A 24,697-nucleotide genomic window follows, 5' to 3' on the forward strand; every position below is an offset into this window, starting at 1 on the left:
GCATAAAGGAGAGAAAAGTAAATCTGTACCCACACAGATAACGGGGGAGTGAACGGGATGAAGAATAAATACGAAGTCGTGAAAGACAGCATCAAAGAACAGCTTCGTACCCATACAATCAGGCCAGGGGAGAAGCTGCCGTCGATTCGTACTGCATCCGAGCGTTGGTCGTGCAGTTTGAATACGGCGATACGGGCGTATCAAGAGCTGGAGAAGGAGCACTTGATTTATTCCATTCCCAAAAGTGGCTATTACGCGGTCCTTCGCCCTCTTCAAAGTACGCGTTTTCCAGAGGAGCGAATTGACTTTACGGCAGCCAGCCCTGACTCAGAAGTTATGCCATTCAAAGATTTCCAGCATTGTTTAAACCGTGCGATTGAATTATATGAAGATCAGTTGTTTTCCTATTCGGAGCCCCAGGGCTTTTTCTCCTTGCGTCGGGCATTGGAGAGCCATCTCGCCCAATCACAAGTGTTTGCATCCCCTTCGCAAATTTGCGTCGTTTCGGGAGCTCAGCAAGCGCTGCATCTGCTCGCCTCCATGCCGTTTCCAAATGGAAAGAATGCAGTGCTAGTCGAACAGCCTACCTTTCACGGCATGCTGCGTTCACTCGAGCTGCTGGGAGTTACCGTTCTGGGCATCCAGCGGACCGCGGCAGGCATCGACATGGATGAGCTGGAGCGGCATTTCCGCAACAATCAAATCAAGTTTTTCTACACGGTTCCCCGGTTTCACAATCCGTTGGGGACAAGCTATTCAACGGAACAAAAGAAACAAATCGCCAAGCTGGCTCAGCGCTACGATGTATACATCGTCGAGGATGACTATCTGGCGGACATGGAAACCAATCTAAAGACAGACCCGATCTACAGCTACGATCAATCAGGGCGTGTCCTGTACGTCAAAAGCTTTTCTAAGATCATGCTGCCCGGACTTCGATTGGCGACAGTCGTCCTGCCCCCTTCCGTAATGGAAACGTTCCGGTTGTTTAAAGCATCGTGTGATTCCAGTACGGCCGTCTTGTCTCAGGCGGCTTTGGAGCTGTATTTGAATTGCGGGATGTACGACCATCATGCTGCTCTTGTCCGGGAACGTTATCGCCTGCGGATGGAAACATTGGCCGAGTGCTGCCGGCGCTATCTTCCCCCACAGCTTCACACACAAATCGGAACAGGCGGGATTTTTTCGAGAGTGCTGCTTCCCGATGAGCTAGACGCTCAGGATATCATTGCCGCGTTACACCAGCAAAACGTGCGGGTCATGTCCACGAACCAGAGCTATTTGCCTACCTTCCCGCGTGAAAACGGGTTACGAATTAGTATTATCCAAACAGATGCTGATAAGATAGAGAGAGGGATCGCCCTGTTAGCAGAGACGGCTACTACACTCTTGCAAAAGCAAAGAAAAGAAGGTCAGTGGCGGATCATCGATTGGATCTAGTGGTTATGCATATTTGAGGAATGGGCAGAATGGAGACGTATATTATCACGAAAAGGAGTGATTGTCAGTGCAAGCTATCACTACGTTTCTCATGTTCCATGGACAAGCGGAAGAAGCGATGAAGTTTTACACGTCTATTTTTGATCGCTCAGAAATCAAGCAGGTTATGCATCACGAGAATGGACAAGTCCTGCACGCTACCTTCACGCTAAAAGGCCAGACTTTCATGTGTATTGACAATACGAACGGTGATTATCATGCTTTTACCCCGGCGATTTCGTTATTTGTGGACTGCGATACAGAGGAAGAGGTTGACCGTGTTTTTGGACAGCTTTCCTCGGATGGACAAGTCCTTATGCCGCTTGGACAATATCCGTTCAGTGAAAAGTTCGGATGGGTCCAAGATCGTTACGGAATATCGTGGCAGATTCATTTAACGAAAAGATGATAGTTAAAAAGCTGGTATACCTCTTGGTACCGGCTTTTTCGTTTTTATGAAGTAGCTGTAGTGGAGGGAAGAAGCGAATTTCCAGTCTACGCTTCGGCCTACGCCCCGCAAGGGGTATCACTGTCCGCTTATGAATAAATGGCGGGAGCGCTTCAAACGTAGAAGTTTCGAGGAGGTCATTCATAAGTGAAGCTGAAATTCCCCGCCATTTTTTCCTACGCTGAGAAGGGCTCCAGAGGCGCTTGGACTGGAAATTCGCTTCTTCCTACGTAGCTGTTCATTAATTTGAATGTGGTTCTAAGGTGTTTCGGGCCAAATGAATTAGTCGTTCAGAAGCTTTTCCTGTGTTAACTTGCAAAACGTTTAAACGCACGAAAAAATCCACAGCTGTACGAAAGTCCTGTCACATGTTTGGAAGGAGACCGCCCGAACGAAGAGAGGATACAGGCGACTGGAAAACATGTGGCAGGGCTTCCCCCAACCACAACCGATGGAATATAGTCTTTTTGTCTACATCGTCATCAACTGACGAAAACTCCGCCGATAGCTCCACAGCAAATACGCTTCCAAAATCGCGACAATCAGTCCCATAGCGAGCATGTCGGGATCGACAAACAGGTGGAACGTCAAGATGTTGACAGCAAGAGGCGCAGTGGCGGTTAGAGCCAGTGGGACGAAGCGGTTGGTTAGGAATAGCAATCCACAGATGATTTCGACGGTTTTGACCAGAACCAGCAAATATCCTTGCAAAAGCTCCATGGCAGCAGGACTGGTTGGAAAGATAGGCTCGAATCCAAACAAGACAATGTAACCATTCACACCTGCTCCAAGCAAAATCAATCCAAGGATGATACGGGCGAATACGGGCAATGTCCGTGCCATCAGGCATCACTTCCTTGTAGTGAAATAGGGCTGATGAAGTCTTCGAGGAAAGTATAACCCCGCTTTGACCACCTGGTCAATATGCGTTATGATTAGGAAAAAGAAGAACGGAGAGCAGGTGACGGACATAAAAGGAATTTGGCAGGACGAAACACTGGAGCCGAACAAGCGAAAACTGTTGGAAGCGGCTCTTGTTGAATTTTCCGCGAAAGGCTATGAACGAGGCTCGACCAATCAAATCGTTCAGAACGCAGGCGTATCAAAGGGGATGCTGTTCCACTTTTTCGGGAATAAAAAGGGACTGTTTCTCGCGATCGTCGATGCTTGTATCGAACGTTTTTTTGCCTGTATACAGGCGCGAATGGAAGCGGCGCCGCAAGACTTTTTTGCACGATTTCTTCATGTCAATCAAGCAAAAATGGCGCTCTTTGCTGAGGCACCAGTTATTTATCAAATGGCAGTGGCGACCTTTTTCGATTATCCCGAGGAATGCCGGGCTGAGATCGAAGACAGAGAAATACAGTTCAATGCGCGATATATTCCCTTGTTTCTGGATCAAGTCGATACGTCATTGATCAAAGCGCAGTTCGATCCACAGAAGGCGCTGCATTTTTTGCTGTCGACTGTAGAGGCATTGACGCAAAAGTACGTCCGCGAAAACTACGATGCCAGCGATAAAGGCTTCGCACATGTCCAATCCTTTTTTGCGGAATTAGAATCGTATATGGAAATGATGAAGGTAGGACTGTATAGACAATCAGACAGTGGAGCATAAAGGGGAAAAATATATGGATGAGAAATGGACACGCCTGGTACATAACATGAACCCGTCAGCCAAGCTCCTTCGTGCATGGGAACTAAAAGGCGGGATTTCTGCACAGGTCACCGCGCTAGAAATGGAGAGCCCTGACGGTACGAAGAAAAAAGTAGTCGTCCGCGAGCATGGTCAGGCTGACCTCAAGCGAAATCCACAGATCGCATCAGATGAATTCAGGCTGTTGCAAATACTGAAGTCAGCTGATTTGCCGACTCCAACGCCTTATCATCTCGAAGCAGCCAGCGATATGTTTCCGACACCGTGTCTTGTCATCGAATTCATAGAAGGAGAGACAGTCAACGCACCAGCCGACTTGTCCAGCTTTCTACAACAAGCAGCTGAGGTGCTAACTCGCATCCATTCGGTAGACGCTACTAGACTGGTGGGCACTTCTTTGCCGAAACAAGAAGAAGCGATAACGGAGAAGCTCCACAAAAGACCCGCGAGCCTGGACAAATCATTGGATGAGGGACTCAATCGCGAAGTGCTGGAGTCTGTTTGGCCGCTGCCGCAGTCGAATGCAGCATCTCTGTTGCATGGAGATTTCTGGCCGGGAAATACGATGTGGAAGGAAGAAAAACTCGCTGCTGTTATCGACTGGGAGGACGCTGCGATCGGCGACCCCTTATCTGATCTCGGCAATGCCAGACTAGAGATTTTGTGGGCATTTGGAGTGGAGGCCATGCATGAGTTTACGCTTCATTATCAATCTTCTGCCAGCAAGACACTCGATTATACCCAGCTTCCGTACTGGGATTTGTGTGCGGCACTGCGGCCAGCTTCGAACCTATCTGATTGGGGATTGGAAAAAAGGATAGAGGACACCATGCGTGAGCGACATTCTCTATTCGTGATGCAGGCGTGTGAAAAACTAGGCATTCCGTATAAAAGGCATACGACTAATGAGAGCCTCGAATAATCGGGGCTTTTTTTGTTTGGAAAAAACTGTTGACCGATCCGGTATCGATACCTATAATCTAATTCATAGTAAACGGGTAAGAATTATAAGTTATCGTTTTTTGATCCGACCGGACCACCGGAGGAGCTGGTTTCACTGAGTGAGTGGATATGAAGGAGGATCAACATGAAAAAAAGGTTTTCGCAAATCATTTCAAGCTTGCTATTAGGGACTCTGTTGGTCACAGGGTGCAGCTCCGAAGGCAGTACGCCGGCTACCTCGACACAAACGGCGACTCCGTCGACAGAAGCATCAGCACCTGCTGCCAGCAAGGTGCAAGACATAAAAGACGGCATCAATTTGGCTACGGATTTATCCAAGCTGCCGGAAGCAGCAGCCAAAAGGACCGATACATTCATTGCGGGACTGACAGAGCCGGGTGGTGTATTTAACCCGTTCTTTTACCACAACGGCTACGATGGCAATGTCTCCTCAGCGATCTTCGAATCCCTGGTGGATGTCGATGCGACAGGAAAGCCAGTCCCCAAGCTCGCGGAAAAATGGGACGTATCTCCTGACCAGCTCACGTATACGTTCCACCTGAGACCGAATCTGAAATTCAGCGATGGTTCACCGCTGACGGCAGAGGATGTGGCCTTTACACTGACGATTTTGCACGACAAAACGTACGATGGCGAAACGGACATTTTCGTAGCAAGTATCAAGGGTGGCCGTGAATACAAGGAAGGCAAAGCGAACACGATCGAAGGGATCAAGGTGATTGATCCACAGACGATCCAGATCACGACGGAGAAAGTGAACGCCAAATCTCTCGTCCTGTTAGGCGGGCAGGTGCTCTCCAAAGCGTACTACGGCAAGGAGTACAAACCAGGCAATCTGGAGTATCTCCGCACCTTGCACGGCAAGCCATTGGGAGCTGGACCTTACAAATTTGAGGCGTACATTCCTGGTCAAGAAGTCCGCTATCTCGCAAACGAGCACTATTTCGCGGGCAAGCCGCAAGTCGAGCACTTTATCTACAAGACGACCGAGGGCGACGCTCTACAGTTTATCCAGACAGGGGAGATGGACTACAACTCCTTTACCGTCAACTCGGATAACATTGAGCAGTTGCAAGAGCTAGGATACGTGAATATCAATCTGTACACATCCAGTGCCTATTCGTACATCAAGTTCAATCATTCCAAGCCATTTTTCAAAGACAAGCGCGTCCGCCAAGCCTTCATCTACGGACTGGATCGCCAAAAGATTTTAGACCTGACTTACCAAGGATACGCGCAAGTCGCCAATGTACCAATCAGCCCTGTTTCGTGGGCCTATACGGATGATGTCAATCCATACGCCTACAATCCGGAAAAGGCGAAGCAGCTCCTGGACGAAGCGGGCTGGAAGCCGGGCGCGGACGGTATCCGTGAAAAAGACGGACAAAAGCTGGTCGTGCATTACTACACGACAAAAGGAAAGTTGGGAGAGGTACTGATCCCGATTGCCAAAGAAAACTACAAAGAGCTGGGCATCCAGTTTGAAGCGGAAATGATGGACTACAACGCCGTTTTGGCACGGACGGAAAAAGGAGATCACGACCTCGCTTCGTTCTCGACCACGATGCTGATTGATCCAGATGACGGTGTAGACGCCTTCTCGACGAAAAAGGGCAAGAGCGGATTTACCGGAACGAATGGCTACTCCAATGCCAAAGTAGACGAATTGCTGGAAGCAGGTCTATCTACGCTGGACATCGAGAAGCGCAAAGCGATCTACAAAGACCTGTACAAAGAGCTGAGCGATGACCCGCCGTACATCTTCCTCGGCTACCGTAAAATTTTGTCTGCGCACAACGGCAAGATCAAAGGCTTGGAGCCGAATCCGTTCACAGGTATTTCGACCAGCCTGCCTGGTATCAAGTTTGAGTAACAAGTTCGAGTAACTGACTCACGAATGTTGTGCCCGGCCCTGGGGCTGGGCTTTCTTTTTTCCTCAAGCATGAAAGGAGGCAAACGATGACGTCCTACTTCTTGAAAAGGGTCTTTTACATGGCGTTGACGCTCTTCGGCGCATCCATTTTGATTTTTTTCCTGTATGCCCTGACGCCCGGTGATTTCGTCGATACGAGTCCCAAGCTGACAGCGGAACGAAAGCTGGAGCTAAAAGCGATGTACGGTCTGGATAAACCTGTCGTCGAACGGTATTTCATCTGGATGAAAAACGCCTTCCAAGGCGATTTTGGTTATTCTCTGCAATACCAGCAGCCAGTGATGTCGCTGTTGAACGATTACATCTGGAATTCGTTTTTGCTCGCGATTACCTCCACCTTTTTTACGTGGCTGATCGCGATCTCTATCGGAGTTCTGTCTGCTGCCAGGCAGCATTCCTGGTTCGATGCAATCGTGACGATCGGCGTTTTTGCAGCGATGTCATTGCCTGTTTTTTTCGTCGGGCTGCTGTTTATCAAGTTGTTTGCTGTCGATGCCAAGCTGTTTCCCGCAGGAGGCATGATGACGATTGGCAGCAAGGAAACGGGGTTCGCCTATGCGTGGGACGTGGTCCAGCATATGTTTTTGCCTGTGACGGTGCTGACTTTGCTGAGCGTGGGGACGCTGACTCGTTATTTCCGCACGAACATGCTGGAGGTCATTCAACAAGACTTCGTGCGCACGGCCCGGGCAAAAGGACTGAAGGAAAAAGTCGTCCTGCACAAGCACGCGCTGCGCAATGCACTCCTGCCCGCCATTACACTACTAGGCTTTGAACTTCCAGCATTGTTCGGTGGGGCGATTATCACGGAAAAAATCTTTAACTGGCCCGGTGTTGGACAGTTGTACATGCAGGCGTTTTCTGTACGGGACTACCCGCTCTTGATGGGCTTTACGATGTTCCTGGCGATTCTTACCGTCATCGGAAACTTATCTGCTGATTTGCTGTACAGAGTGGCTGACCCGCGGGTTCGGTTGAAATAGGAGGGAAAACGATGGCATCAACGGTAAGTGAAGTAGCCGAGGTGACGAGACCGGAGCAGGTAGCGTTGCGTTCCTCCTTGTGGCACGAGGCGTTTTTGCGACTGAAAAAGAAGCGACTGGCCATGGTTGGACTTGTGTTTTTACTCGTCATGGCGGTGGTATGTTTCATCGGTCCGTTTTTTTCTCCGTACGCATCCGGCAAGATTAATACGGCCATGATCAACAAGCCGCCAAGCTTCTCCCATTGGCTCGGGACGGACAGCTTGGGCAGAGACATTTTGACGCGGTTGATGCAGGCGGGCCGAATCTCATTGACAGTCGGCATCGCTTCTATGGCGCTCTCCGTTTCTATTGGCGCTCTTCTTGGGGCACTGGCTGGCTTTTACCGCGGGTGGGTTGATCAAGTGATCATGCGCGTAGCAGACGTGCTCATGACCATTCCTGGTCTGCCGCTCTTGTTTATTATGGGCGCAGTCCTCTCCGAGTGGAAAATCCCGACCGACTACCGCATTTACATCGTCATGGTCATGCTGAGCCTGATCGGCTGGCCTGGCTTGGCGCGAATGGTCCGCAGCCAGATGCTCACCTTGCGTGAAAGTGAATTCATGCAAGCAGCAGAAGTACTCGGTCTGCGCGACAGACGCAAGCTATTCTTCCATTTGCTGCCCAATCTGACACCACTCTTGATTGTAGTTGCCACCTTGAATGTCGGCGGTGCGATCCTGAGCGAATCCGTATTATCGTACTTCGGCCTCGGTGTCGTCCCACCAACACCCACATGGGGCAACATGATGGATGCGGCGAATACCTTGATCGATTTTCAGAAAAGACCGTGGCTGTGGGTTCCTCCGGGTATTGCTATTTTCGCTACCGTTATCTCGATTAATTTGTTAGGGGATGGATTACGAGATGCTTTGGACCCAAAGCAGAAGCGTTGAGGGGTGCTTTTGAATTGTTTTTATCTTCTTGAACTTACTTTCAAGAGAATACTTCTCCCCCTCTACAGCTCCTTCTATACACGAAAAGGCAGGTGAGCCAAGCATGAATGCTTTAGTCGAAATCCAAAATTTAAGCACCTACTTCAAGTCCGAACAAGGCGTGGTCAAAGCAGTCGATGCCCTCGAGCTGCGCGTCCATGAAGGAGAGACCGTATGCATCGTAGGCGAGTCGGGCTGCGGCAAAAGCGCGGCAGCCATGTCATTGATGAGACTAATCCCAGAGGCGGTAGGCAGTATCGTTTCGGGTGAGATATGGTTTGCAGGCCGTGATCTGCGAAAAGTCAGCAAAGAAGAGATGCGAAAGCTCCGCGGTAACGAGCTGGCCATGATTTTTCAGGAGCCGATGTCGTCACTCAATCCCGTACTGACCATCGGTGAGCAGATCATGGAGCCGATCATGGAACATCAGGGACTAAGTAAAAAAGCAGCCCAAGCGCGAGCCATCGAGCTGATCGAGCTAGTCGGAATCCCGCGGGCAAAAGAAATCGCCAAATCGTACCCCCATGAATTGAGCGGGGGCATGCTGCAACGCATTATGATTGCCATCGCAATATCCTGCAATCCTCGCCTGCTGATCGCTGATGAGCCGACGACTGCTTTGGATGTGACTATTCAGGCGCAAATTCTCGATCTGCTTCGCAAAATCAAGGACGAAGCCCAAACTGCGATTCTTTTTATCACGCATGATCTGGGGGTCGTTGCGGAGATGGCCGATCATGTGGTCGTGATGTACGCAGGGAAAGTGGTAGAGGTGTCTCCTGTCGTCGAGCTGTTCGAGGAGCCGAAGCACCCGTATACACAAGGCTTGCTTCGTTCCAAGCCTGTACTGAATCAGCGCAGAGCCAAGTTGTATTCCATCCCTGGTCAAGTACCGAATCCGACGACACTCGGTGAATCGTGCTATTTTCATGACCGATGCGATCAGTGCTTGGACATTTGCCGGGTGAAGCAGCCGCCTTTGCGTGATGGGGGAGACGGTAGAAAGGTCGCGTGCTGGCTGTATGAGGAGGAGATCGTCCGTGGACAGTAATTTACTGGAAGTGCGCCGAATGAAAAAATATTACCCGATTACCGGAGGGCTTTTCGGCAGGACGATCGGCCATGTAAAAGCGGTGGATGACGTCAGCTTTTCCATCCAAAAAGGGGAGACGTTTGGGCTGGTCGGTGAATCCGGCAGCGGGAAAAGCACGACAGGTCGCACCATCCTGCGCCTTTTGGAAAAGACAGAGGGAGAAGTCCGCTTCCAGGGTATCGATGTGCACGCGTTGAATCGCCAAGAGCTCCGAGCATTGCGCCCACGGATGCAATATATTTTTCAAGACCCGTACAGCTCGCTGAATCCACGCGTTCGAATCGGAGAAGCACTGGGGGAAGCGCTGCTTGATCACGGGCTGCTCCCACAAGCGGAGGTCAGAGAAAGAGTTTTAGAGGTCATGGCTTTATGTGGATTGGCGCCGTATCATGTCGATCGGTATCCGCATGAGTTCTCGGGCGGTCAGCGTCAACGGATTGGCATCGCACGGGCGATTATGATGAACCCTGATTTTATCGTCGCGGATGAGCCAGTATCTGCTCTGGATGTGTCGATCCAAGCCCAAATCATCAATTTGTTTGCAGAGTTGCAGGAGCAGAGGAAGCTGACGTACTTATTTATTTCACATGATTTGAGTGTCGTGGAGCATCTGTGCACGAGGATCGGCGTCATGTATTTGGGGTCATTGCTGGAGCTGGCACCTCGGGATGAGTTATTTTTGGAACCGCTCCATCCGTACACCAAAGCATTGCTCTCCTCTGTGCCGCTCCCGATCCCAAAGAAAAAGCGCGAACGCATCGTCCTGCAGGGAGACATGCCAAGTCCGGCAAATCCTCCAGCAGGGTGCAAATTCCATACGCGCTGCCCGTACGTGAAAGACATTTGCCGACAGGAAGTGCCTGCTTTTCGGGAGGTTAGCACCGACAGATTTGTCGCCTGTCATTTGGTGTAAAGGGAATCAATGGGGGAACGAAGAACTGCACGGGGCATTGACCGATAGCAGAATCGTATGGTAATATTTTCATATCATAGTAAACGTATCGGTTTTTAAATGATTAGCTGATCGGTCGACCGAAAGCTCCCGCGAGGACAAAGACAACCAAGCTGTCTAGTTTCGCAGGGAGCTTTCGGCAATCGAAGGAAAATGAGGTGAGAAAAGCCTCTTGCTGCCCAAACGGTTTGACATTGACAGTTATGGGCAGCAAGAGGTATTATCAGATCACAAAACAAAGTAAATAGGTAGGAATAATATACATTGATTTATCGAAACAGGAGGGTGGTCCCCATGGCAAAAGATGAGATTTCCCTAGACGTTCCCTTATTAGAGAAAATCGCGCGCGCACTGGATGGTTTGGAATACGGTTCCATACATATTGTGGTTCACGATTCACAGGTCGTTCAGATTGAGCGAACGGAAAAATACAGACTCCCGGCGGAAAAGCCTGAGGCAAAGATTTCGCAAGCGCGCACCGGAAAATAGAAGAATAAGCGTGGAAAAAAGAGAGGAGGAAGGACTATGGCAGGCGTTCTTGTGGTAGGAGGAGATCGGGTAGCAGAAATCGAGAGCTTGTTACAGAACAAAGGGTTCCAGAATGTCTATCACGTATCAGGTCGCAAAAAATCCGATGTGAAGGCGACGATTCCTTCTGATACGGAGCTTGTTCTTGTCTTTATTAACTTCGTGAGTCACAGTTTGAGTAAAAATATAAAGAAGCTGGCGAAGCAAAAGCACGTCCCGATCGTTTTTTGTCGAAGGTCATGTGATGCGGTAGCCATGTATGAACCAGCGATAAGCTAGAGAGGACAGCCCCATATGCGCGAATGAATAGAAGTATTCAAGGATGAATACTTCTTTTTTGCGTGTCAGAGACTACTGGTAGAAACTTGTCGGACCGACTCGGGTAAAAGTATTCAGCACTGAATAAAACCAACAAAAGAACAACCGAAAACACGAATGGCATAAAATTTGCAGAATATTTATTCAATAATCGGTTATCCGACTCAAACAAGGGGGTACAGCATGAACAGACCAGTTGTCCTAACAAGTCTCTTCGTTTTGCTTACGGGGTTATTTGCAGGCTGTAGCAGTGGCAATACGCCGACTCAAACCGCACCAGACAACCAGCAGCAACCAGCGTCAGCACAGCAGGCAACTGCGCAGCCTGCGGCAGAGCAGATCTTGCACATGAATGCAGCAGAGCCAGAGACACTTGATTCAGGCATGTCCAACGATGTCATTTCCGGTGCCTTCATCCGTTCGCTGTACGACGGGCTCGTTCGTTTGGACAAGGATGGCAAGCCAGTCCATTCCGTTGCATCCGACATTCAAGTATCTGAGGACAAAAAGGTGTACACTTTTACTTTGCGCGACAGCAAGTGGAGCAATGGCGACTCGGTTACGGCTCAAGACTTCGCCTTCGGCTGGATGCGCGTGCTCAATCCGAAGACAGCCAGCGGCTCCGCCTACAAGTATTATCCGATCAAAAATGCCCGCGCCTTTTACGAAGGAAAGGCGAAAGCGGAGGATGTCGGCATCAAGGTCGTCGATGACAAGAAACTGCAAGTCACCTTGGAAAATCCTACTCCTTACTTCCTGACACTTGCGACCTTCTACTATCCGGTCAATCAAAAAGTGGTAGAAGCCAATCCGAATTGGGCGAAAAAGCCCGAGTCCATCGTGACCAATGGGCCGTTCAAACTGGTGAATTGGGAGCATAAAAACAAGATTGAGCTGGCCAAAAACGAGCACTATTGGGACAAAGATGTCGTGAAGTTCAACGAAGTCGAGTTTTCCATGATAGAGGATACGAATACCGAGCTGGAGCTGTTCAATAGCGGCGAGCTGGATTGGGCTGGCGGCCCGATTAGTGGTCTGCCTGCGGATGCCATTGGTCCGTTGCGCGACGAAGGCAAGCTGCAAACCATGCAACGTGCCACCAACTACTATCTCCTGTTCCAGACAGAGAAGCCGCCATTTACGAATCGCAAAATCCGCAAAGCGTTTGCCTATGCGATTAACCGTAGTGACATCGCAGAAAACATCGGCCAGGCCGGACAGACTCCCTTGATGGGCTTTGTCCCACTTTCCGCCTCCTTGAAGCCGGATGGGTATTTCAAGGATAACGACGTGGAGACGGCGAAACAGTTATTGGCAGAAGGAATGAAGGAGATGGGCATCGCCAAGCTGCCCGAAATCACCTATCTGTACAATACCTCCGACCTCAACAAGAAGATTGCTGAAGCATTGCAGGCTCAATGGAAACAAGCCCTTGGTGTGGACGTAAAGCTGATCAATAAAGAGTTGAAGGTCATGTTTGACGATCAGGAGCAAGGGAAGTACATGATTTCCCGAACAGGCTGGACGGGAGATTACAACGACTCCGTCAACTTCCTGGAGCTGATGATGGAGAAGTACAGCTCCAATAACTCGACCTTCTGGTTTAGCGAGAAATACGTAGAGCTGGTGAAAAAGGCGTACGCCGAACCAGATGAGGCCAAGCGCAATCAGTATCTGGTCGAAGCGGAGAGCATCTTGATGGAAGAAATGCCGGTCACGGGTGTGTACTCCAGCGTCAATTCATGGGTACAAAATGAAAAGGTAAAAGGCATCACAGTAGATCCGTTGGGCTACATCGACTTCAAGTGGGGATACAAAGAACAATAGCGCTGAAAAGAAGTGGCCGACATAAAAATCCATGTGTGGGCCGCTTCGCGAGCGATGGGGGAGGAATTTTCATGACATGGCAGCAAGCAGTAGAAAACGTGCTGAAGGAAGCGCCCGGTATTTTTGGAATCGCAGCTGTTCATCTGGAAACAGGAGAGTCAGCAGGGCATCTGGATGAAGAGTTGTTTCAACTGGCGAGTGCATTCAAAATTCCGATCATGGTCACCTTGATGCGCGAGGTGGAAGCAGGACGAATCCGCCTCGACCAGCGTGTGACACTGAAATGGGAGGACCGCGTACCGGGGTCAGGCATTTTGCAAGAGCTGGATGCCGGAGCGGCCTTAACGGTAAAAGACTTAGCGACACTGATGACGATTGTCAGTGATAACTATGCGACGGACCAAATCATCGAGTTGATCGGCGGGATCGACAAGGTGAATGAGCACATGCATGAGCTGGGTCTTTCGCAGATTCATTTGACGCATAATTGCTGGGAGCTCCTCAACCACTGCGTGGGTATGAACGAACCTACACCTTCGCAGGCAGGGTTCGATGAGTTCATGCGCCGGGAAGAGTCAGGCAATTACGAATTAATCCACGATGTATCCCTGCCTACCCTTGATAATAACGTAGCGACACCAGCGGAGCTAAACCGCCTGCTTATCATGATTGCGCGAAAAGAAATTCTCACGGAGGCCTCCTGCGAGCAGATGCTAGACATCATGCGACGTCAGCATTACAACAGCCGTCTGCCGTACTTGCTGCCAGAAGGAACAAAGGTCGCGCATAAGACAGGAACCGTCAATGCAGTCGTCAATGATGCAGGCATCATCTATTTGCCCGAAGGAAAAGGGATGATTGCGATCACGGCACTATCACGCGGTGTGACTGACAAAGAAGCGGCAGAGCTTACTATCGCTCGTGTTGCAAAAGCGATTTATGAGCAAACGATGGGGAGTTGATGAAAATGACGGCATGGAAAGAACAGTTCCACACGTATGCACAGCAGCTGCTGGACGAGGCAAAGGCTCCGGGCGCAGCTATTGCTGTTGCACGTGATGGTGAGCTTTTGTACGAAGGGACATTCGGTTTTCGTGACAGAGAACAGCAACTGCCACTTTCCCTCGACACCGTTTTTGGCATCGCATCCATCACTAAATCGTTTACCTGCGTTGCGATCATGCAGTTGCAGGAGGGAGGCAAGCTGTCTGTCCACGATCCGGTCGTAAAATATTTGCCTGAGTTTCGGGCGGGCGACCACGAGCTGACAGCACGAATGACGATTCATCACTTCATGACACATACGCCTGGAATAGCGCCCATGCCTTACTTAGACGGCGCAATGAGGCGGAGCATGGAGAATGATCCTGCTGTCATTGGAACCAAAGCAGAGGAAGAACTGAAGACCGTGCCTTACTTGGATACGTACGAAGAAGTCACGAAAGCCATTGCTGGGTTCGAAGCGAAGCCGCTCTCAGAGCCAGGAGGTGCCTTTAGCTACAACAACGATGCGTATGGGCTTTTGGGGGCGATCATTGAACGGGTTAGCAACCAGACGTATGAAAACTACGTTGCGACGCATATTTTGCAGCCATTGGGTATGAACAGAACCGTTTTCTCCGTGGATGAATTGGCTGACAAGGACGACGTCACGATTTTGTATACCAACAAAAAAATCGATGACGAAAACCAAATCATTGCAGCACCCATCTGGCACGATGCCCCAGCAATGCGAGCGGCAGGGTTCCTCAAATCCACGGTGAACGATCTGCTCGCCTATTTGGAAGTCTTTCGTCAGGGAGGAGCGGGAAAACCGACACCGATTCTGTCTGCCGATAGCGTCCGGCAGATGCTCACTCCCTTTGCTCGTGTGGACGGGCACCGCTCATACGGCTATGGACTGATGGTCTCGCCTGCCTTTCCAGATGGCTTGCTGGTAGAGCATGGCGGATCGCTGAAGGGAATCAGCTCGCACATTTTCTCGGTTCCGGATCAAGGGATTACGGGCGTGATTCTGGTCAATCTCGATGGAGTGAGCGTCCGAGAGTTGGTTCTCGGCTTTTTGAACAGTTATTTTGCAAGGCCGGCTGGCGCTCCGGTCTATGCCTATGATCCATACGAGGTCGCTGATGAGCAATTGTCACTGTACGAAGGTCGCTACTCTTCGCAGGAATGGGTAAGCGTATCGATAGCCAAAAGCGAAGGCAAGCTATTCTTGGAAGTGGATGGTCTCTCGTATTCACTGATACCCGTACAAAAAGACAGCTTCGTTTTCCAAAAAAGAGATTCCATCCCTTGGATTGAGTTTTTCCGGGATGAAGACGGGCAAATAGTTAGGATGAGCTACGGATTGCGTCAGTTGACGAAGGAATCCACAAAATAAGCCAAGTGACAAGGGGAAACAAAAGAATTTTTAAAAAAGTGGTTGCCACTCAGGCAGCCGCTTTTGTCTTTGTTTTGCTTTCTATGCCCGATCCAAGCCATAATAGAGACAATACATACAGGATGTGATTAGGCTTGCAGATCATTGTTTTTGACCTTGAAACGACACTAACGTATCAGAGAGACAAGATCCCGGAAATTATTGAGATCGGAGCGGCAAAAGTCGTGCCCGGAAAAAATGGCGTGGAGGTCGACACATTTCAGCGCTACACCTTTCCAGCCATTGAGCGCCGAATCACAGAGAGGACGCGTAAGTTCATCGGTCTCGATAAAGAGAATATGCCAACCTTTATCCCGTTTCGCCGGGCATTCGCAGAATTTATGGAGTGGATTGGCAACGATTCTGAATACTACCTGTGCACTTGGGGGCAAGACGACAAGCGTTTGATGATCGAGCATTGTGCGCGATTTGGTTTGGACTTCAACTGGATGCGCAATTACAATGACATCCAGCCGCCGATTAGCATGCTTTTGGCTGATCGCAAACAGATGAGCCTGAAAGAAGCAATCGACACGGCAGGAATCATCCAGGAGGGCAGACTGCACTCGGCCTTGGTCGATGCCATCCACACAGCTCATTTGCTCATCAAATACAACAAGACGGTGCACCTGAAAGAAAACACGCCAGAAGAGAACTACAATTTGTCGAGCTCGTTGTACATTACGTGCCGATCTTGCAAAAAAAGCAAATACTACACGGCTTTCGGGCGAAAAAGCAGAAGATGCGAGGCTTGCTTGCAACATCGCAAGAAGTTGGAAAAAGCCGCAGAAGCAGCAACCGTCCAGCAGAGTTAACGGGAGAGAACGGAGGAGTGCGTAGATGATACGACAAGCACAATCCAATGACAAAGAGACAATCGTCACGATGATTGGCGAAGGCATGCTTTGGAGGACCGAAGAGATTGGCGATATCGTGGAAAAGGCTACGGTTTACATCTGGGAGGAAAACGATCAAATCATGGGCTGCGGCACATATGATTTGAGCTCCTCTGGCGAAGTCGGAACAGCAGAAATATACGTCTATACACGACCAGCTCATCGAAAGCGAGGAATCGGCTCTCGGCTGTTCGATAAGCTGTGGCTGGAACTGCAACAGCACGAGGAGAAGCCGATGGCCGTCATGGCTACCTACCGCGTAGAACACGGGCAGGGTGCTGATTTTTTTGCCAAGAGAGGTTTTGCTTCTATCTGGGGCCACCATCTGATGAAATACACAGGAGAGATCGGGCCGGAACCGACACTCGACGTACGAAAGTTCATCGAATCCGATATGGAGATGTACATCCAATCGCAGAGTGACGCTTACTACGAGGTGCGCAAAGGCATTGATCTTCAGCCATACCGTCTGGCGGATTATCCTGAGAAAACGATGAACGCATGGAAAAACTGGCTGCTAGGTGAGATGAGAGAGGACATTTATTTGTTCGAGCATGAAGGAGTATTCGTTGGGTCCTTGATCATCACAGGGCATGGCGAGGTCTACGATGTGTTCGTAGATCCCGTGCATCAAGGCAAAGGCTACGGCAAAGAGCTTGTCCGTTTTTTTGTGAATCGGACGCTGGAAAAGGGTTTGAAGCCGCATCTCGTCACAGGTACCCACAATGAACCTGCGATTGCATTGTACGAACGGACAGGCTTTCAAACGTTTCAGACGACCACGACAGCGAAGAGAGACTTCGCGTAATCCGCCCATAAAAAATGCCGCAGGGATTAGACCCAAGCGGCATTTTTCATTGTGACCGATAACCTATACTCCGAGCAGGAGCAGGATAATGGACGTCAGACTAAAGCAAACACTGATCAAGCAAAGGAAGGTGACGACCTGTTTTGGATTGAGTCCAGAACGCAGCAGGCGATAATGAACTTGACTGGCATCTGCTTGGTAGATCGGCTTTCCTTGTAGGAAGCGTTTGGTCACTACAAACAGATTATCAAAAATCGGCACACCGAGTGCTAAAATCGGAATGAACAAGGAGAGAACCGTTGCCTGCTTAAAGGCACCATCCAACGCGATAACCGCCAAGATAAAGCCGAGGAAGGTCGCGCCTGCATCTCCCATGAAAATTTTGGCCGGCGGCTTGTTGTACCGCAGATAAGCCAAGGCAACACCGATCAGACTGATCGCCATGATCGCAGATGTGCTTTGTCCTTTTACCAAGGCAACCACGAAGAGCGTGCCTGCGGAAATCGCAGAAAGCCCTCCAGCCAAGCCATCCATGCCATCCGAAAAATTGATAACCGTCGTTACTCCGAAAATCCACAGAATGGTCAGGATGAACTGCAACCATTCCGGGAGCAATATGTATTCGCCACTCAATGGATTGTAAAAGCCGGAAAAAGTAATACCCGACAAGTAGACAATCACGGCGGCTGATACTTGGACGATCAGCTTTGGTAAGGCGGAAAAATCCTTGCCTTGCGTCTTGTACCAGTCATCAATGGTACCGATAATAAGCAGCAGTAGTGAGCCTGTTAGAACAGCAATCGTTTGCCCAGTCGATTCTTTCGAGAAGAGCAAAAACGATGCAGCAAAGCCGACAAAAATAGCGTAGCTTGCTGTCAATGGGATAGGCTCCCGGTGAATCTTTCTTTCCACGTCTTTACGTGGCTTGTCCACAAAATCAAGGCGAAATGCCAATTTAGCCAGAGGCGGAATCAGCACCATAACGATACAAAACGACAGGAAAAACGAAAGAGCGTACGTTATCGTAACCATCTCCTACAGGTAGTGAGCTTTCTATTGCAAAGATACTCGCATACTGTGTTGTTTGACAAGTCTATTATAGGAAGGATTCCAAATTTTGTCGACTCTTGTAATCACGTGAGATGAGGTACCAAAAAAAGTTGGTACTTATCTCCAGTAGATCCGATCCCTATAATCCTTCGTAGGAGGGATCCACATGGAATACATGGCATTATGGTTTATCCTAGGAATCATTTTTTCCATAACACTCGCCGCGAAGCAGATCAGGCCCTGGCTAAAATTCGTTATATTCGGTTACTACCTCGTGCTATCTTACTTATTTGTCTCACGTAAAGAACAGATATATAGTGAATATCATCGGGTGCCCGTGCCGGAGCAGTTCTGGGAAACCAACTCGGATTGGGTGGGATTCATACTCGGTTTTTATTTTGTTCCATTTCTCCTCATCCTGCTGTTCATATACTTTTGGTTGTTTCGAAATGCCAACAGTGTGAAGAAACGGTTTTTCATTGCCCTTACCATTGTACCCGCAGCGATTATCTATCTATGCTTGCTGTTTGTTTTCAGTATGTACGGATATCGACCTTGATAAAGTGATGTTAGATACGGAGGGGCTCTTATGAAGTCAGCGCTTTGTTATCGGGAAGGAATCGGGTTTTCAGAGGAAGAACTGCGTCAACTGTCCCAATTGCTGATCGATGTCGTGGAGGATGGGGCTTCCCTTGGGTTTTTACCGCCTATGCAACTGGAAGAAGCACGTGCCTATTGGAATTCGGTGTCCCATGAACACATGAAAATTTGGGTAGCTGTACAAGAAGATGTCATCGTCGGAACCATCCAGTTGCATCTGGTGAGCCGTGCAAATGGATTGCATCGAGCAGAAATCGCCAAGCTGATGGTTCATCCTACTGCGCAGCGTCAAGGGATTGGGCGTGGACTGATGCTGCTGGCAGAGGCAAGGGCCCTTGCTGAAAACCGCAGCCTCCTCGTTTTGGATACACGAGCGGGCGACCCTTCCAACCAGTTGTATCAGTCGATGGGCTATCAAGAAGCAGGACGGATTCCAGGGTTTGCCCGAGCGGCTGATGGTAGCTTGCATGATACCCTCCTTTACTCTAAAACATTGGAATAGTCGTACAAGCTACAAGCGGACGGTTAACAGGCGTCCGTTTTTTTGTTTTAATAGTATGAAAAAAGCTGGGGAGGTTCTCATGAAGGTATCCAAGCTTAGGTCTGGCCAAGAGGTTATCATCCGTTTAGGAAAAATCACTGACGCAGAAGCCTTTATTGCATTCGTACATCGCGTATCAGGAGAGTCGGATCATTTGTCATTTGGACAGCAAGAATGGACAGTCACCCCTGATGAGCAAAAAGAAAACATCAAAAGATGTCTAGAAACTCATAATCAACTGTTTTTAATGGCAGAGGTGGACGGGAGAATTGTCGGGAACCTGACTTTTCGAGGGGGGATCCGATCGCGGACGAAGCATGTAGGTGAATTTGGGATAGGCTTCAAGGAATTTGGTACGTTGACGAGAGATTTTATGATTGAGGATACATTCTACGATTGTCTCTACATGGGCATCGAAATAGACTGAGGAATAGACCGTCAGGATTTTACCTGGCGGATTTTTTGATGAATAAAATACTGATTATTCAAACAAACAGAAAGGGGCCATCATGAAAAGGAAAGTCTCGACGCTTTTTTTGCAAGGAACACTGCGGGCAAAGATTCTCACGCTTTTTCTCTGCTTGATCGCAATCCCACTAAGTTTGCAAGGAATCATTACGTACAACAAGTTTTCGGCTTCAACGGAATGGAGGACGGCTGAATACACAGGGCAGATTGTGGGTCAGATTAATCGCAACCTGGAGCGCAATATACGGGAGATGAAGCGTTTATCACTCATGCCGCTCTATGATCCAGAAGTCCTGTCGATTTTAAAAGAAATTCAGACGAATACGTCGGCTACTTCTTTTCTCTCCATGGAAAAAAGGGAGAAGATGACGCTGTATATATCCAGTCTTTCTTATAGCCGACCAGAAGTAAAGGGCATTCAAATCATCGCAGGGAATGGCATGATTTTTTCCAATCTGGACCCTTCCGTCATGAAGAGCAAGGGAGATTTGGCAGAAGAGGGATGGTATTCGCGCGTAATCAAGGAACAGGGGGCAGCCGTCATTATTCCACAGCATGGGCCCGGCTATTATTTGGATGCCTCTGGTGAGCGCTATGTGTCAGTGGCTCGGTTATTGCGGGAGCCGTATACGAAAGTACCGCTCGGAATCATTAAAATCGATATGAAAATGGCCATGTTTGATCAAATCTTGTCCGATATGCCTTTTACCAAGGATGGGAGCTTGATCATCGTCAATGAGGGAAACGAGCTGTTTTATGAAAAGAGAGATAGCGAAGGCTCGCCGGGTTATCGTACTTTGTTGCAAGAAACTGACGGGATCAATCGCGGGGATGCGAATCAGATAATGATTCAGGGACAGCAATATCTCTTTGTGGATCATCAATCGAGAGAGACGGGGCTTGTAGTGATTAGTCTGATTCCGCTCGACGTCCTGCTCGCAGAATCCAATAGCTTGCGCAGTTTTACGATGCTGATTGCGGCGATGTTTTTACTCGTCGCTGGCGGACTCGCGATTTATTTTTCCTATTCGCTCAGCAAGCCGCTCGTTCAATTGAAAGAAAAAATGCTGCAAGTAAAGCGAGGGAACTTCCATGAACGAGTTCCTGTCGATTCCCAAGACGAGATTGGGAAGCTGAGCGAGCAATTTAATCAGATGGTCGAGGAAATCAACCGCCTTGTCAATGAGGTCTATCTCAGCAGCTTGCGTGAGCGGGAGGCGGAGCTGGCGGCCTTGCAGAGCCAGATCAATCCGCATTTTATTTACAACACACTCGAATCGATCAATATGATGGCGATCCGCTCAGGTAATTACGATGTGTCCGACATGGTTTCTTCGCTCGGAAAACTCATGCGCTATACGGTCGCTCGAGAGGATGGTCACGTTACACTGACGCAAGAACTCGTATCGTTACAATCCTACGTCCGTATCCAAAAGATTCGTCTGGGAGATCGCCTTCGGGTGTATATGGACGTGGAAGAGAGCCTGTCGGATCAGCGTATCCCGAAGCTGCTACTACAGCCATTGCTTGAAAATGCAATTGCACACGGGATTGAGCATCAAGAACAGGGAGGGACGATATGGCTCACGGCGCTTTGTCAGGAGGGTGTGATGCAAATCAGCGTGAGGGACAATGGCAAGGGAATGTCTGAGCAATCATTACGTCGTCTGCTCGCAAGTCTGCGTACGCCTATGCAGCAGCATGAGTTGACAGGGAACGGACACAATGGGACAGCATTGCGAAACATTTCCCAGCGGCTGACCTTATTGTTCGGGGATGAGTACGGGCTGACGATTGTGAGCAGACCAGATCAAGGCACGGAAATTACGATGAAGATTCCGCTCGATTTTCAGAAGGGAGAATCACGCCATGTACAAAGTATTGCTGGTGGAAGATGAACGAATGATTCGGGAAGGCTTGAAATTGTTAATTGAAAAAGGAACGTCCGGTTTTGCCGTCATGGCAGAAGCGGAAAGTGGAAAGGATGCCCTGCATTATTTGCGTACGGAAATGCCTGATTTGATTGTGACGGATATCCGCATGCGGGAAGTCGACGGCTTGGCGCTGATCGGGAAAATTCGGGAGATGTACGAGGAGCTGCCCATTGTGATTATTAGTGGCTATGGTGATTTTCACTACGCACAGAAAGCGTTGAAGTACAAAGTCTCCGACTATCTCTTGAAGCCCATTGATCGATTAGAGTTGGTGAGCACGCTCGCAAAAATCAGGCAAGTGTTGGATCGCAAAAAGAAAGTCAGGGAAGAAGAAAACAGCGTCGACGGCAGCCATCGAGAAGAAAGACAAATCATTCGTAAGGTAAAAGCATTTATTCACGATCATTTGGACGGTGATCTGAGACTCCAGACGCTGGCGGAGTCTGTTCATTTGAATCCGATCTATTTGAGTCAATTGTTCAAGATCGAGACGGGGGAAAATGTCTCTGACTACATCACGCAGGTGAGGATGAACCGCGCCAAGCAGCTGTTACACGAGACGAGCCTGAAGGTGTATGATATCGCCCGCTTAGTAGGGTATCAGAGCGCGAAGCATTTCATGCTGGTATTTAAAAAGGAAGTCGGGATGACACCCGGGAGCTATCGAGATCTCGTAGGGAGTAAAGATCTTTAAATCTGATACCAAATCTGAATTCCGCGTGATTTATCTTACTATTCACTCAATTTTATACTGGTGACAGGGAAAACAGATAAGGAGGTACGCCATGAAAAAGGCAATCCTGTTGGCATTGTCTACTGCTTTGACAGCGTTTACATTTGGGTGCAGCAACACCGCGACGACTCCCGGTGACTCCGCAACAGGCAAGAAAGAAGCAGTCGAGCTTACGTTTTTGACATGGGGCAACCAAGCCCACCTGGACCTGTATACGAAGCTCTCTGAAAAATTTACGCAACAAAACCCGACCATCAAAGTGAAGCTGGAATCTGTGCCATTCCCCGATTACCAGCAAAAGGTGACGGTGCTGGCTGCTGGTCAGGAGCTGCCTGACATCGGTTGGGTGTCTGAGCGAATGGTGCCGCAGTTTATGGAGAATGGGATATTGGAAGATATCTCGGATGTAAAGAACGACGCTGCTTTTAAGCTGGACGACTTTATTCCGTCGACGCTTGAGCTGTTCCAAAAAGACGACAAATTGTACGGACTGCCGTTTTCTACCCCGCCTACCGTCATGTTCTACAACAAGGACTTGTTTGACAAGGCAGGCTTGAAATCGCCGAACGACCTAGCGAAAGAAGGAAAATGGACGTGGGAGGAATTCGAAAAGTCGGCGCAGGCGATCTCGAGCGGAACCGGGGCGAGCAAAATCTATGGGGCCAACTTCTTCCGCGATTGGAAAACTTGGATCATCCTGTCTTCCTATTCATGGTCAAATGGCAGCGGCCCGTTCAACAAAGAAATGAATCAGTTTACATGGAATGACCAATACGGGGTGGAGACACTCAGCATGCTCCAACGGATGATGTTTACAGATGGGTCGCATCCGAAGGCGGGTGAGCAGGTCAGCTTTGAATCAGGGAAAATTGGCATGTTCTTTGATGTGTACAGCTACGTTTCGAAGGCGCGAATGATCAAGGACTTCAAGTGGGACATTGCTCCTATGCCAGCGGGTTCAAAAGGCTCGGCACCGATGCTCGGTCAGGCAGGGTATTCGATTTTCAAAGGAACAAAGCATTTGGAGGAGACCAAGCTATTCCTCAAGTTCCTCGCGAGTGAGCAGGGTGTCCAAGAGACCTCGACTTACTTTGTACCGCCGCGCTTGTCTGTGCTGAATTCCGATCCGTTTTTGAATGTTCCAGGTAACCCAGACCCTGCACACATCAAGCAGGCGGTTATCGATGAAATGCCTAAGGCACACCTGCAACCAGGTCATGTGGACTGGCAAAAAATCGACACGACGATACTGACTGGTTTTGATCAATTATTCGGTCAAACGGCACAGCCTGCGGATATCGTGAAGTCGCTGGAAGAGAAAGTCAATCCCATCATGAAAAAGTAAGCTCATCACAACGGTCTGGGATACAGGCCGTTGTGACTTGAGAAGGAGGTTACGATGAATCGTTTTCGACAGGCACTGGAAGAGAAGCCGTTTCTGCTCATGGTCAGTCTCCCGCAAAACGACGAGACCTTAGCCAGAGCTGCGATGGAAGAAGGCGCAGATGGTTTGAAGATGCACATCAATGTGTACCATCGTGCCAGTGGCAACCGGTTTGGTCCTCTGGCTGAATATACGGACTTTCTCCAAACGATACGCAGCCAGTTCGCAGGGCCGATTGGCATTGTTCCGGGCGGGTCAATGGAGGAGCTCAATCCCGAGGAAATCAAACAGTTCGATTCGCTGGGAATCGATTTCCTTTCCATCTATGGTCATCATTTGCCAGCGTCCCTTTTGAAAAACGAAGGGGTGGCGAGTACGTTTGCCATCGATGATCAGTTTGATTTGTCCAGATTGGAAGCCGTGAAGCATTTTCCCATGACCGCATTGGAGGCATCGATTATTCCGGGGAGTGAGTATGGCACGAGGCTTACATTTGCCGACCTGCTCACCTATCGGTACATCGTAGAGAAGGCGGGCATCCCCATCATCGTTCCGACACAGCGAAAAATTGTGGCGGAAGATATGGAAGCTCTGCGAGAAACGGGAGTTCGTGTCTTGTTAGCTGGAGCGATGTCGATCGGGAGGACCGAGGATGAAATGCGCCGTTCCATCCATGCATTGCGGAATGCGATTGACAACTGAG

General features: G+C 49.3%; 25 protein-coding genes. 23 read left to right on the plus strand and 2 right to left on the minus strand.

The annotated features are described in order from the left end of the window. Positions 1-57: 57 nt before the first annotated feature. Both HPY28_RS24560 and HPY28_RS24565 read left to right on the plus strand, forming a co-directional pair. Positions 58-1,440 (plus strand): aminotransferase-like domain-containing protein, encoded by a 1,383-nt coding sequence (locus HPY28_RS24560; protein WP_174231609.1) that lies wholly within the window; start codon positions 58-60, stop codon positions 1,438-1,440. 61 nt (positions 1,441-1,501) lie between these two features. After that, a complete protein-coding gene (locus tag HPY28_RS24565; RefSeq protein WP_174231610.1) occupies positions 1,502-1,888 on the plus strand; it encodes a VOC family protein in 387 nt (128 codons plus the stop codon). A gap of 510 nt (positions 1,889-2,398) precedes the next feature. Here the strand turns inward: HPY28_RS24565 and HPY28_RS24570 are convergent. Continuing rightward, positions 2,399-2,770, minus strand: coding sequence for a hypothetical protein (locus HPY28_RS24570; RefSeq protein WP_173623028.1), 372 nt, complete (start codon positions 2,768-2,770; stop codon positions 2,399-2,401). A 118-nt stretch (positions 2,771-2,888) separates the two neighbouring features. Between HPY28_RS24570 and HPY28_RS24575 the strand changes: the two genes are divergently transcribed. The 14 genes from HPY28_RS24575 to HPY28_RS24640 all read left to right on the plus strand — a co-directional run bounded on the left by HPY28_RS24575 (position 2,889) and on the right by HPY28_RS24640 (position 17,284). Then, positions 2,889-3,545, plus strand: a complete 657-nt coding sequence (locus HPY28_RS24575) for a TetR/AcrR family transcriptional regulator (RefSeq protein WP_174231611.1) — start codon at positions 2,889-2,891, stop codon at positions 3,543-3,545. A 13-nt stretch (positions 3,546-3,558) separates the two neighbouring features. Next, entirely contained in the window at positions 3,559-4,506 is a 948-nt protein-coding gene (locus HPY28_RS24580) for a phosphotransferase family protein (RefSeq protein ID WP_174231612.1), read from the plus strand. 165 nt (positions 4,507-4,671) lie between these two features. Then, positions 4,672-6,420 (plus strand): ABC transporter substrate-binding protein, encoded by a 1,749-nt coding sequence (locus HPY28_RS24585; RefSeq protein WP_173623031.1) that lies wholly within the window; start codon positions 4,672-4,674, stop codon positions 6,418-6,420. A gap of 86 nt (positions 6,421-6,506) precedes the next feature. Then, positions 6,507-7,463 carry an ABC transporter permease gene (locus HPY28_RS24590; protein ID WP_017251207.1) on the plus strand — a complete coding sequence of 319 codons (957 nt, stop codon included), beginning with the start codon at positions 6,507-6,509 and terminating at the stop codon, positions 7,461-7,463. An 11-nt stretch (positions 7,464-7,474) separates the two neighbouring features. Then, complete coding sequence (opp4C, locus tag HPY28_RS24595) at positions 7,475-8,401, plus strand: oligopeptide ABC transporter permease (RefSeq protein ID WP_100169705.1); 927 nt, start codon at positions 7,475-7,477, stop codon at positions 8,399-8,401. Positions 8,402-8,504: 103 nt separating this feature from the next. Next, a complete protein-coding gene (locus HPY28_RS24600; protein WP_174225495.1) occupies positions 8,505-9,491 on the plus strand; it encodes an ABC transporter ATP-binding protein in 987 nt (328 codons plus the stop codon). After that, positions 9,481-10,446 (plus strand): ABC transporter ATP-binding protein, encoded by a 966-nt coding sequence (locus HPY28_RS24605; RefSeq protein ID WP_371813542.1) that lies wholly within the window; start codon positions 9,481-9,483, stop codon positions 10,444-10,446. Before HPY28_RS24600 ends, HPY28_RS24605 begins: the two co-directional genes overlap by 11 nt. A 333-nt stretch (positions 10,447-10,779) precedes the next feature. After that, entirely contained in the window at positions 10,780-10,974 is a 195-nt protein-coding gene (locus HPY28_RS24610) for a YezD family protein (protein ID WP_173623034.1), read from the plus strand. Between the two features lie 36 nt (positions 10,975-11,010). Continuing rightward, complete coding sequence (locus tag HPY28_RS24615; RefSeq protein ID WP_007729617.1) at positions 11,011-11,292, plus strand: DUF2325 domain-containing protein; 282 nt, start codon at positions 11,011-11,013, stop codon at positions 11,290-11,292. A gap of 222 nt (positions 11,293-11,514) precedes the next feature. Further along, positions 11,515-13,158, plus strand: a complete 1,644-nt coding sequence (locus tag HPY28_RS24620) for a peptide ABC transporter substrate-binding protein (RefSeq protein WP_174231614.1) — start codon at positions 11,515-11,517, stop codon at positions 13,156-13,158. 71 nt (positions 13,159-13,229) lie between these two features. Next, positions 13,230-14,120 (plus strand): serine hydrolase, encoded by an 891-nt coding sequence (locus HPY28_RS24625; RefSeq protein ID WP_174231615.1) that lies wholly within the window; start codon positions 13,230-13,232, stop codon positions 14,118-14,120. Positions 14,121-14,125: 5 nt separating this feature from the next. Then, a complete protein-coding gene (locus HPY28_RS24630) occupies positions 14,126-15,541 on the plus strand; it encodes a serine hydrolase (protein ID WP_173623037.1) in 1,416 nt (471 codons plus the stop codon). Between the two features lie 134 nt (positions 15,542-15,675). Continuing rightward, the gene (locus HPY28_RS24635; RefSeq protein ID WP_017251200.1) at positions 15,676-16,395 is read left to right on the plus strand and encodes a 3'-5' exonuclease; all 720 of its coding nucleotides are present in this window, start codon (positions 15,676-15,678) and stop codon (positions 16,393-16,395) included. 25 nt (positions 16,396-16,420) lie between these two features. Next, a complete protein-coding gene (locus tag HPY28_RS24640) occupies positions 16,421-17,284 on the plus strand; it encodes a GNAT family N-acetyltransferase (protein ID WP_174231616.1) in 864 nt (287 codons plus the stop codon). Positions 17,285-17,347: 63 nt separating this feature from the next. On the opposite strand, the gene HPY28_RS24645 is transcribed toward HPY28_RS24640, so the two are convergent. Then, positions 17,348-18,316: an MraY family glycosyltransferase gene (locus tag HPY28_RS24645; protein WP_017251198.1), complete on the minus strand. Its 969-nt coding sequence runs from the start codon at positions 18,314-18,316 to the stop codon at positions 17,348-17,350. Positions 18,317-18,500: 184 nt separating this feature from the next. Between HPY28_RS24645 and HPY28_RS24650 the strand changes: the two genes are divergently transcribed. The 7 genes from HPY28_RS24650 to HPY28_RS24680 all read left to right on the plus strand — a co-directional run bounded on the left by HPY28_RS24650 (position 18,501) and on the right by HPY28_RS24680 (position 24,696). Continuing rightward, positions 18,501-18,893 carry a hypothetical protein gene (locus HPY28_RS24650; RefSeq protein ID WP_017251197.1) on the plus strand — a complete coding sequence of 131 codons (393 nt, stop codon included), beginning with the start codon at positions 18,501-18,503 and terminating at the stop codon, positions 18,891-18,893. A 30-nt stretch (positions 18,894-18,923) separates the two neighbouring features. After that, positions 18,924-19,436 carry a GNAT family N-acetyltransferase gene (locus HPY28_RS24655; RefSeq protein ID WP_174231617.1) on the plus strand — a complete coding sequence of 171 codons (513 nt, stop codon included), beginning with the start codon at positions 18,924-18,926 and terminating at the stop codon, positions 19,434-19,436. 79 nt (positions 19,437-19,515) lie between these two features. Beyond that, positions 19,516-19,902 carry a GNAT family N-acetyltransferase gene (locus tag HPY28_RS24660; protein ID WP_174225488.1) on the plus strand — a complete coding sequence of 129 codons (387 nt, stop codon included), beginning with the start codon at positions 19,516-19,518 and terminating at the stop codon, positions 19,900-19,902. Positions 19,903-19,984: 82 nt separating this feature from the next. After that, positions 19,985-21,841, plus strand: coding sequence for a cache domain-containing sensor histidine kinase (locus HPY28_RS24665; protein ID WP_174231618.1), 1,857 nt, complete (start codon positions 19,985-19,987; stop codon positions 21,839-21,841). Next, positions 21,813-22,571, plus strand: coding sequence for a response regulator transcription factor (locus tag HPY28_RS24670; protein ID WP_174231619.1), 759 nt, complete (start codon positions 21,813-21,815; stop codon positions 22,569-22,571). The genes HPY28_RS24665 and HPY28_RS24670 overlap by 29 nt, the downstream gene beginning before the upstream one ends. 91 nt (positions 22,572-22,662) lie before the next feature. After that, positions 22,663-23,955, plus strand: coding sequence for an ABC transporter substrate-binding protein (locus HPY28_RS24675; RefSeq protein WP_174231620.1), 1,293 nt, complete (start codon positions 22,663-22,665; stop codon positions 23,953-23,955). Positions 23,956-24,009: 54 nt separating this feature from the next. Beyond that, entirely contained in the window at positions 24,010-24,696 is a 687-nt protein-coding gene (locus tag HPY28_RS24680) for a hypothetical protein (RefSeq protein ID WP_174231621.1), read from the plus strand. Position 24,697 lies beyond the last annotated feature (1 nt).

Source organism: Brevibacillus sp. HB1.2, from assembly GCF_013332495.1.
GTDB classification, from domain to species: Bacteria; Bacillota; Bacilli; order Brevibacillales; family Brevibacillaceae; genus Brevibacillus; species Brevibacillus porteri.

Excerpts from the sequence above, each read along its gene's own strand:
- HPY28_RS24560 (WP_174231609.1), top strand. The coding sequence starts at position 58 with ATGAAGAATAAATACGAAGTCGTGAAAGACAGCATCAAAGAACAGCTT.
- HPY28_RS24570 (WP_173623028.1), bottom strand. The coding sequence starts at position 2,770 with ATGGCACGGACATTGCCCGTATTCGCCCGTATCATCCTTGGATTGATT.
- HPY28_RS24580 (WP_174231612.1), top strand. The coding sequence starts at position 3,559 with ATGGATGAGAAATGGACACGCCTGGTACATAACATGAACCCGTCAGCC.
- HPY28_RS24585 (WP_173623031.1), top strand. The coding sequence starts at position 4,672 with ATGAAAAAAAGGTTTTCGCAAATCATTTCAAGCTTGCTATTAGGGACT.
- HPY28_RS24590 (WP_017251207.1), top strand. The coding sequence starts at position 6,507 with ATGACGTCCTACTTCTTGAAAAGGGTCTTTTACATGGCGTTGACGCTC.
- opp4C (WP_100169705.1), top strand. The coding sequence starts at position 7,475 with ATGGCATCAACGGTAAGTGAAGTAGCCGAGGTGACGAGACCGGAGCAG.
- HPY28_RS24600 (WP_174225495.1), top strand. The coding sequence starts at position 8,505 with ATGAATGCTTTAGTCGAAATCCAAAATTTAAGCACCTACTTCAAGTCC.
- HPY28_RS24610 (WP_173623034.1), top strand. The coding sequence starts at position 10,780 with ATGGCAAAAGATGAGATTTCCCTAGACGTTCCCTTATTAGAGAAAATC.
- HPY28_RS24615 (WP_007729617.1), top strand. The coding sequence starts at position 11,011 with ATGGCAGGCGTTCTTGTGGTAGGAGGAGATCGGGTAGCAGAAATCGAG.
- HPY28_RS24620 (WP_174231614.1), top strand. The coding sequence starts at position 11,515 with ATGAACAGACCAGTTGTCCTAACAAGTCTCTTCGTTTTGCTTACGGGG.
- HPY28_RS24625 (WP_174231615.1), top strand. The coding sequence starts at position 13,230 with ATGACATGGCAGCAAGCAGTAGAAAACGTGCTGAAGGAAGCGCCCGGT.
- HPY28_RS24630 (WP_173623037.1), top strand. The coding sequence starts at position 14,126 with ATGACGGCATGGAAAGAACAGTTCCACACGTATGCACAGCAGCTGCTG.
- HPY28_RS24640 (WP_174231616.1), top strand. The coding sequence starts at position 16,421 with ATGATACGACAAGCACAATCCAATGACAAAGAGACAATCGTCACGATG.
- HPY28_RS24645 (WP_017251198.1), bottom strand. The coding sequence starts at position 18,316 with ATGGTTACGATAACGTACGCTCTTTCGTTTTTCCTGTCGTTTTGTATC.
- HPY28_RS24650 (WP_017251197.1), top strand. The coding sequence starts at position 18,501 with ATGGAATACATGGCATTATGGTTTATCCTAGGAATCATTTTTTCCATA.
- HPY28_RS24655 (WP_174231617.1), top strand. The coding sequence starts at position 18,924 with ATGAAGTCAGCGCTTTGTTATCGGGAAGGAATCGGGTTTTCAGAGGAA.
- HPY28_RS24660 (WP_174225488.1), top strand. The coding sequence starts at position 19,516 with ATGAAGGTATCCAAGCTTAGGTCTGGCCAAGAGGTTATCATCCGTTTA.
- HPY28_RS24665 (WP_174231618.1), top strand. The coding sequence starts at position 19,985 with ATGAAAAGGAAAGTCTCGACGCTTTTTTTGCAAGGAACACTGCGGGCA.
- HPY28_RS24670 (WP_174231619.1), top strand. The coding sequence starts at position 21,813 with ATGTACAAAGTATTGCTGGTGGAAGATGAACGAATGATTCGGGAAGGC.
- HPY28_RS24675 (WP_174231620.1), top strand. The coding sequence starts at position 22,663 with ATGAAAAAGGCAATCCTGTTGGCATTGTCTACTGCTTTGACAGCGTTT.
- HPY28_RS24680 (WP_174231621.1), top strand. The coding sequence starts at position 24,010 with ATGAATCGTTTTCGACAGGCACTGGAAGAGAAGCCGTTTCTGCTCATG.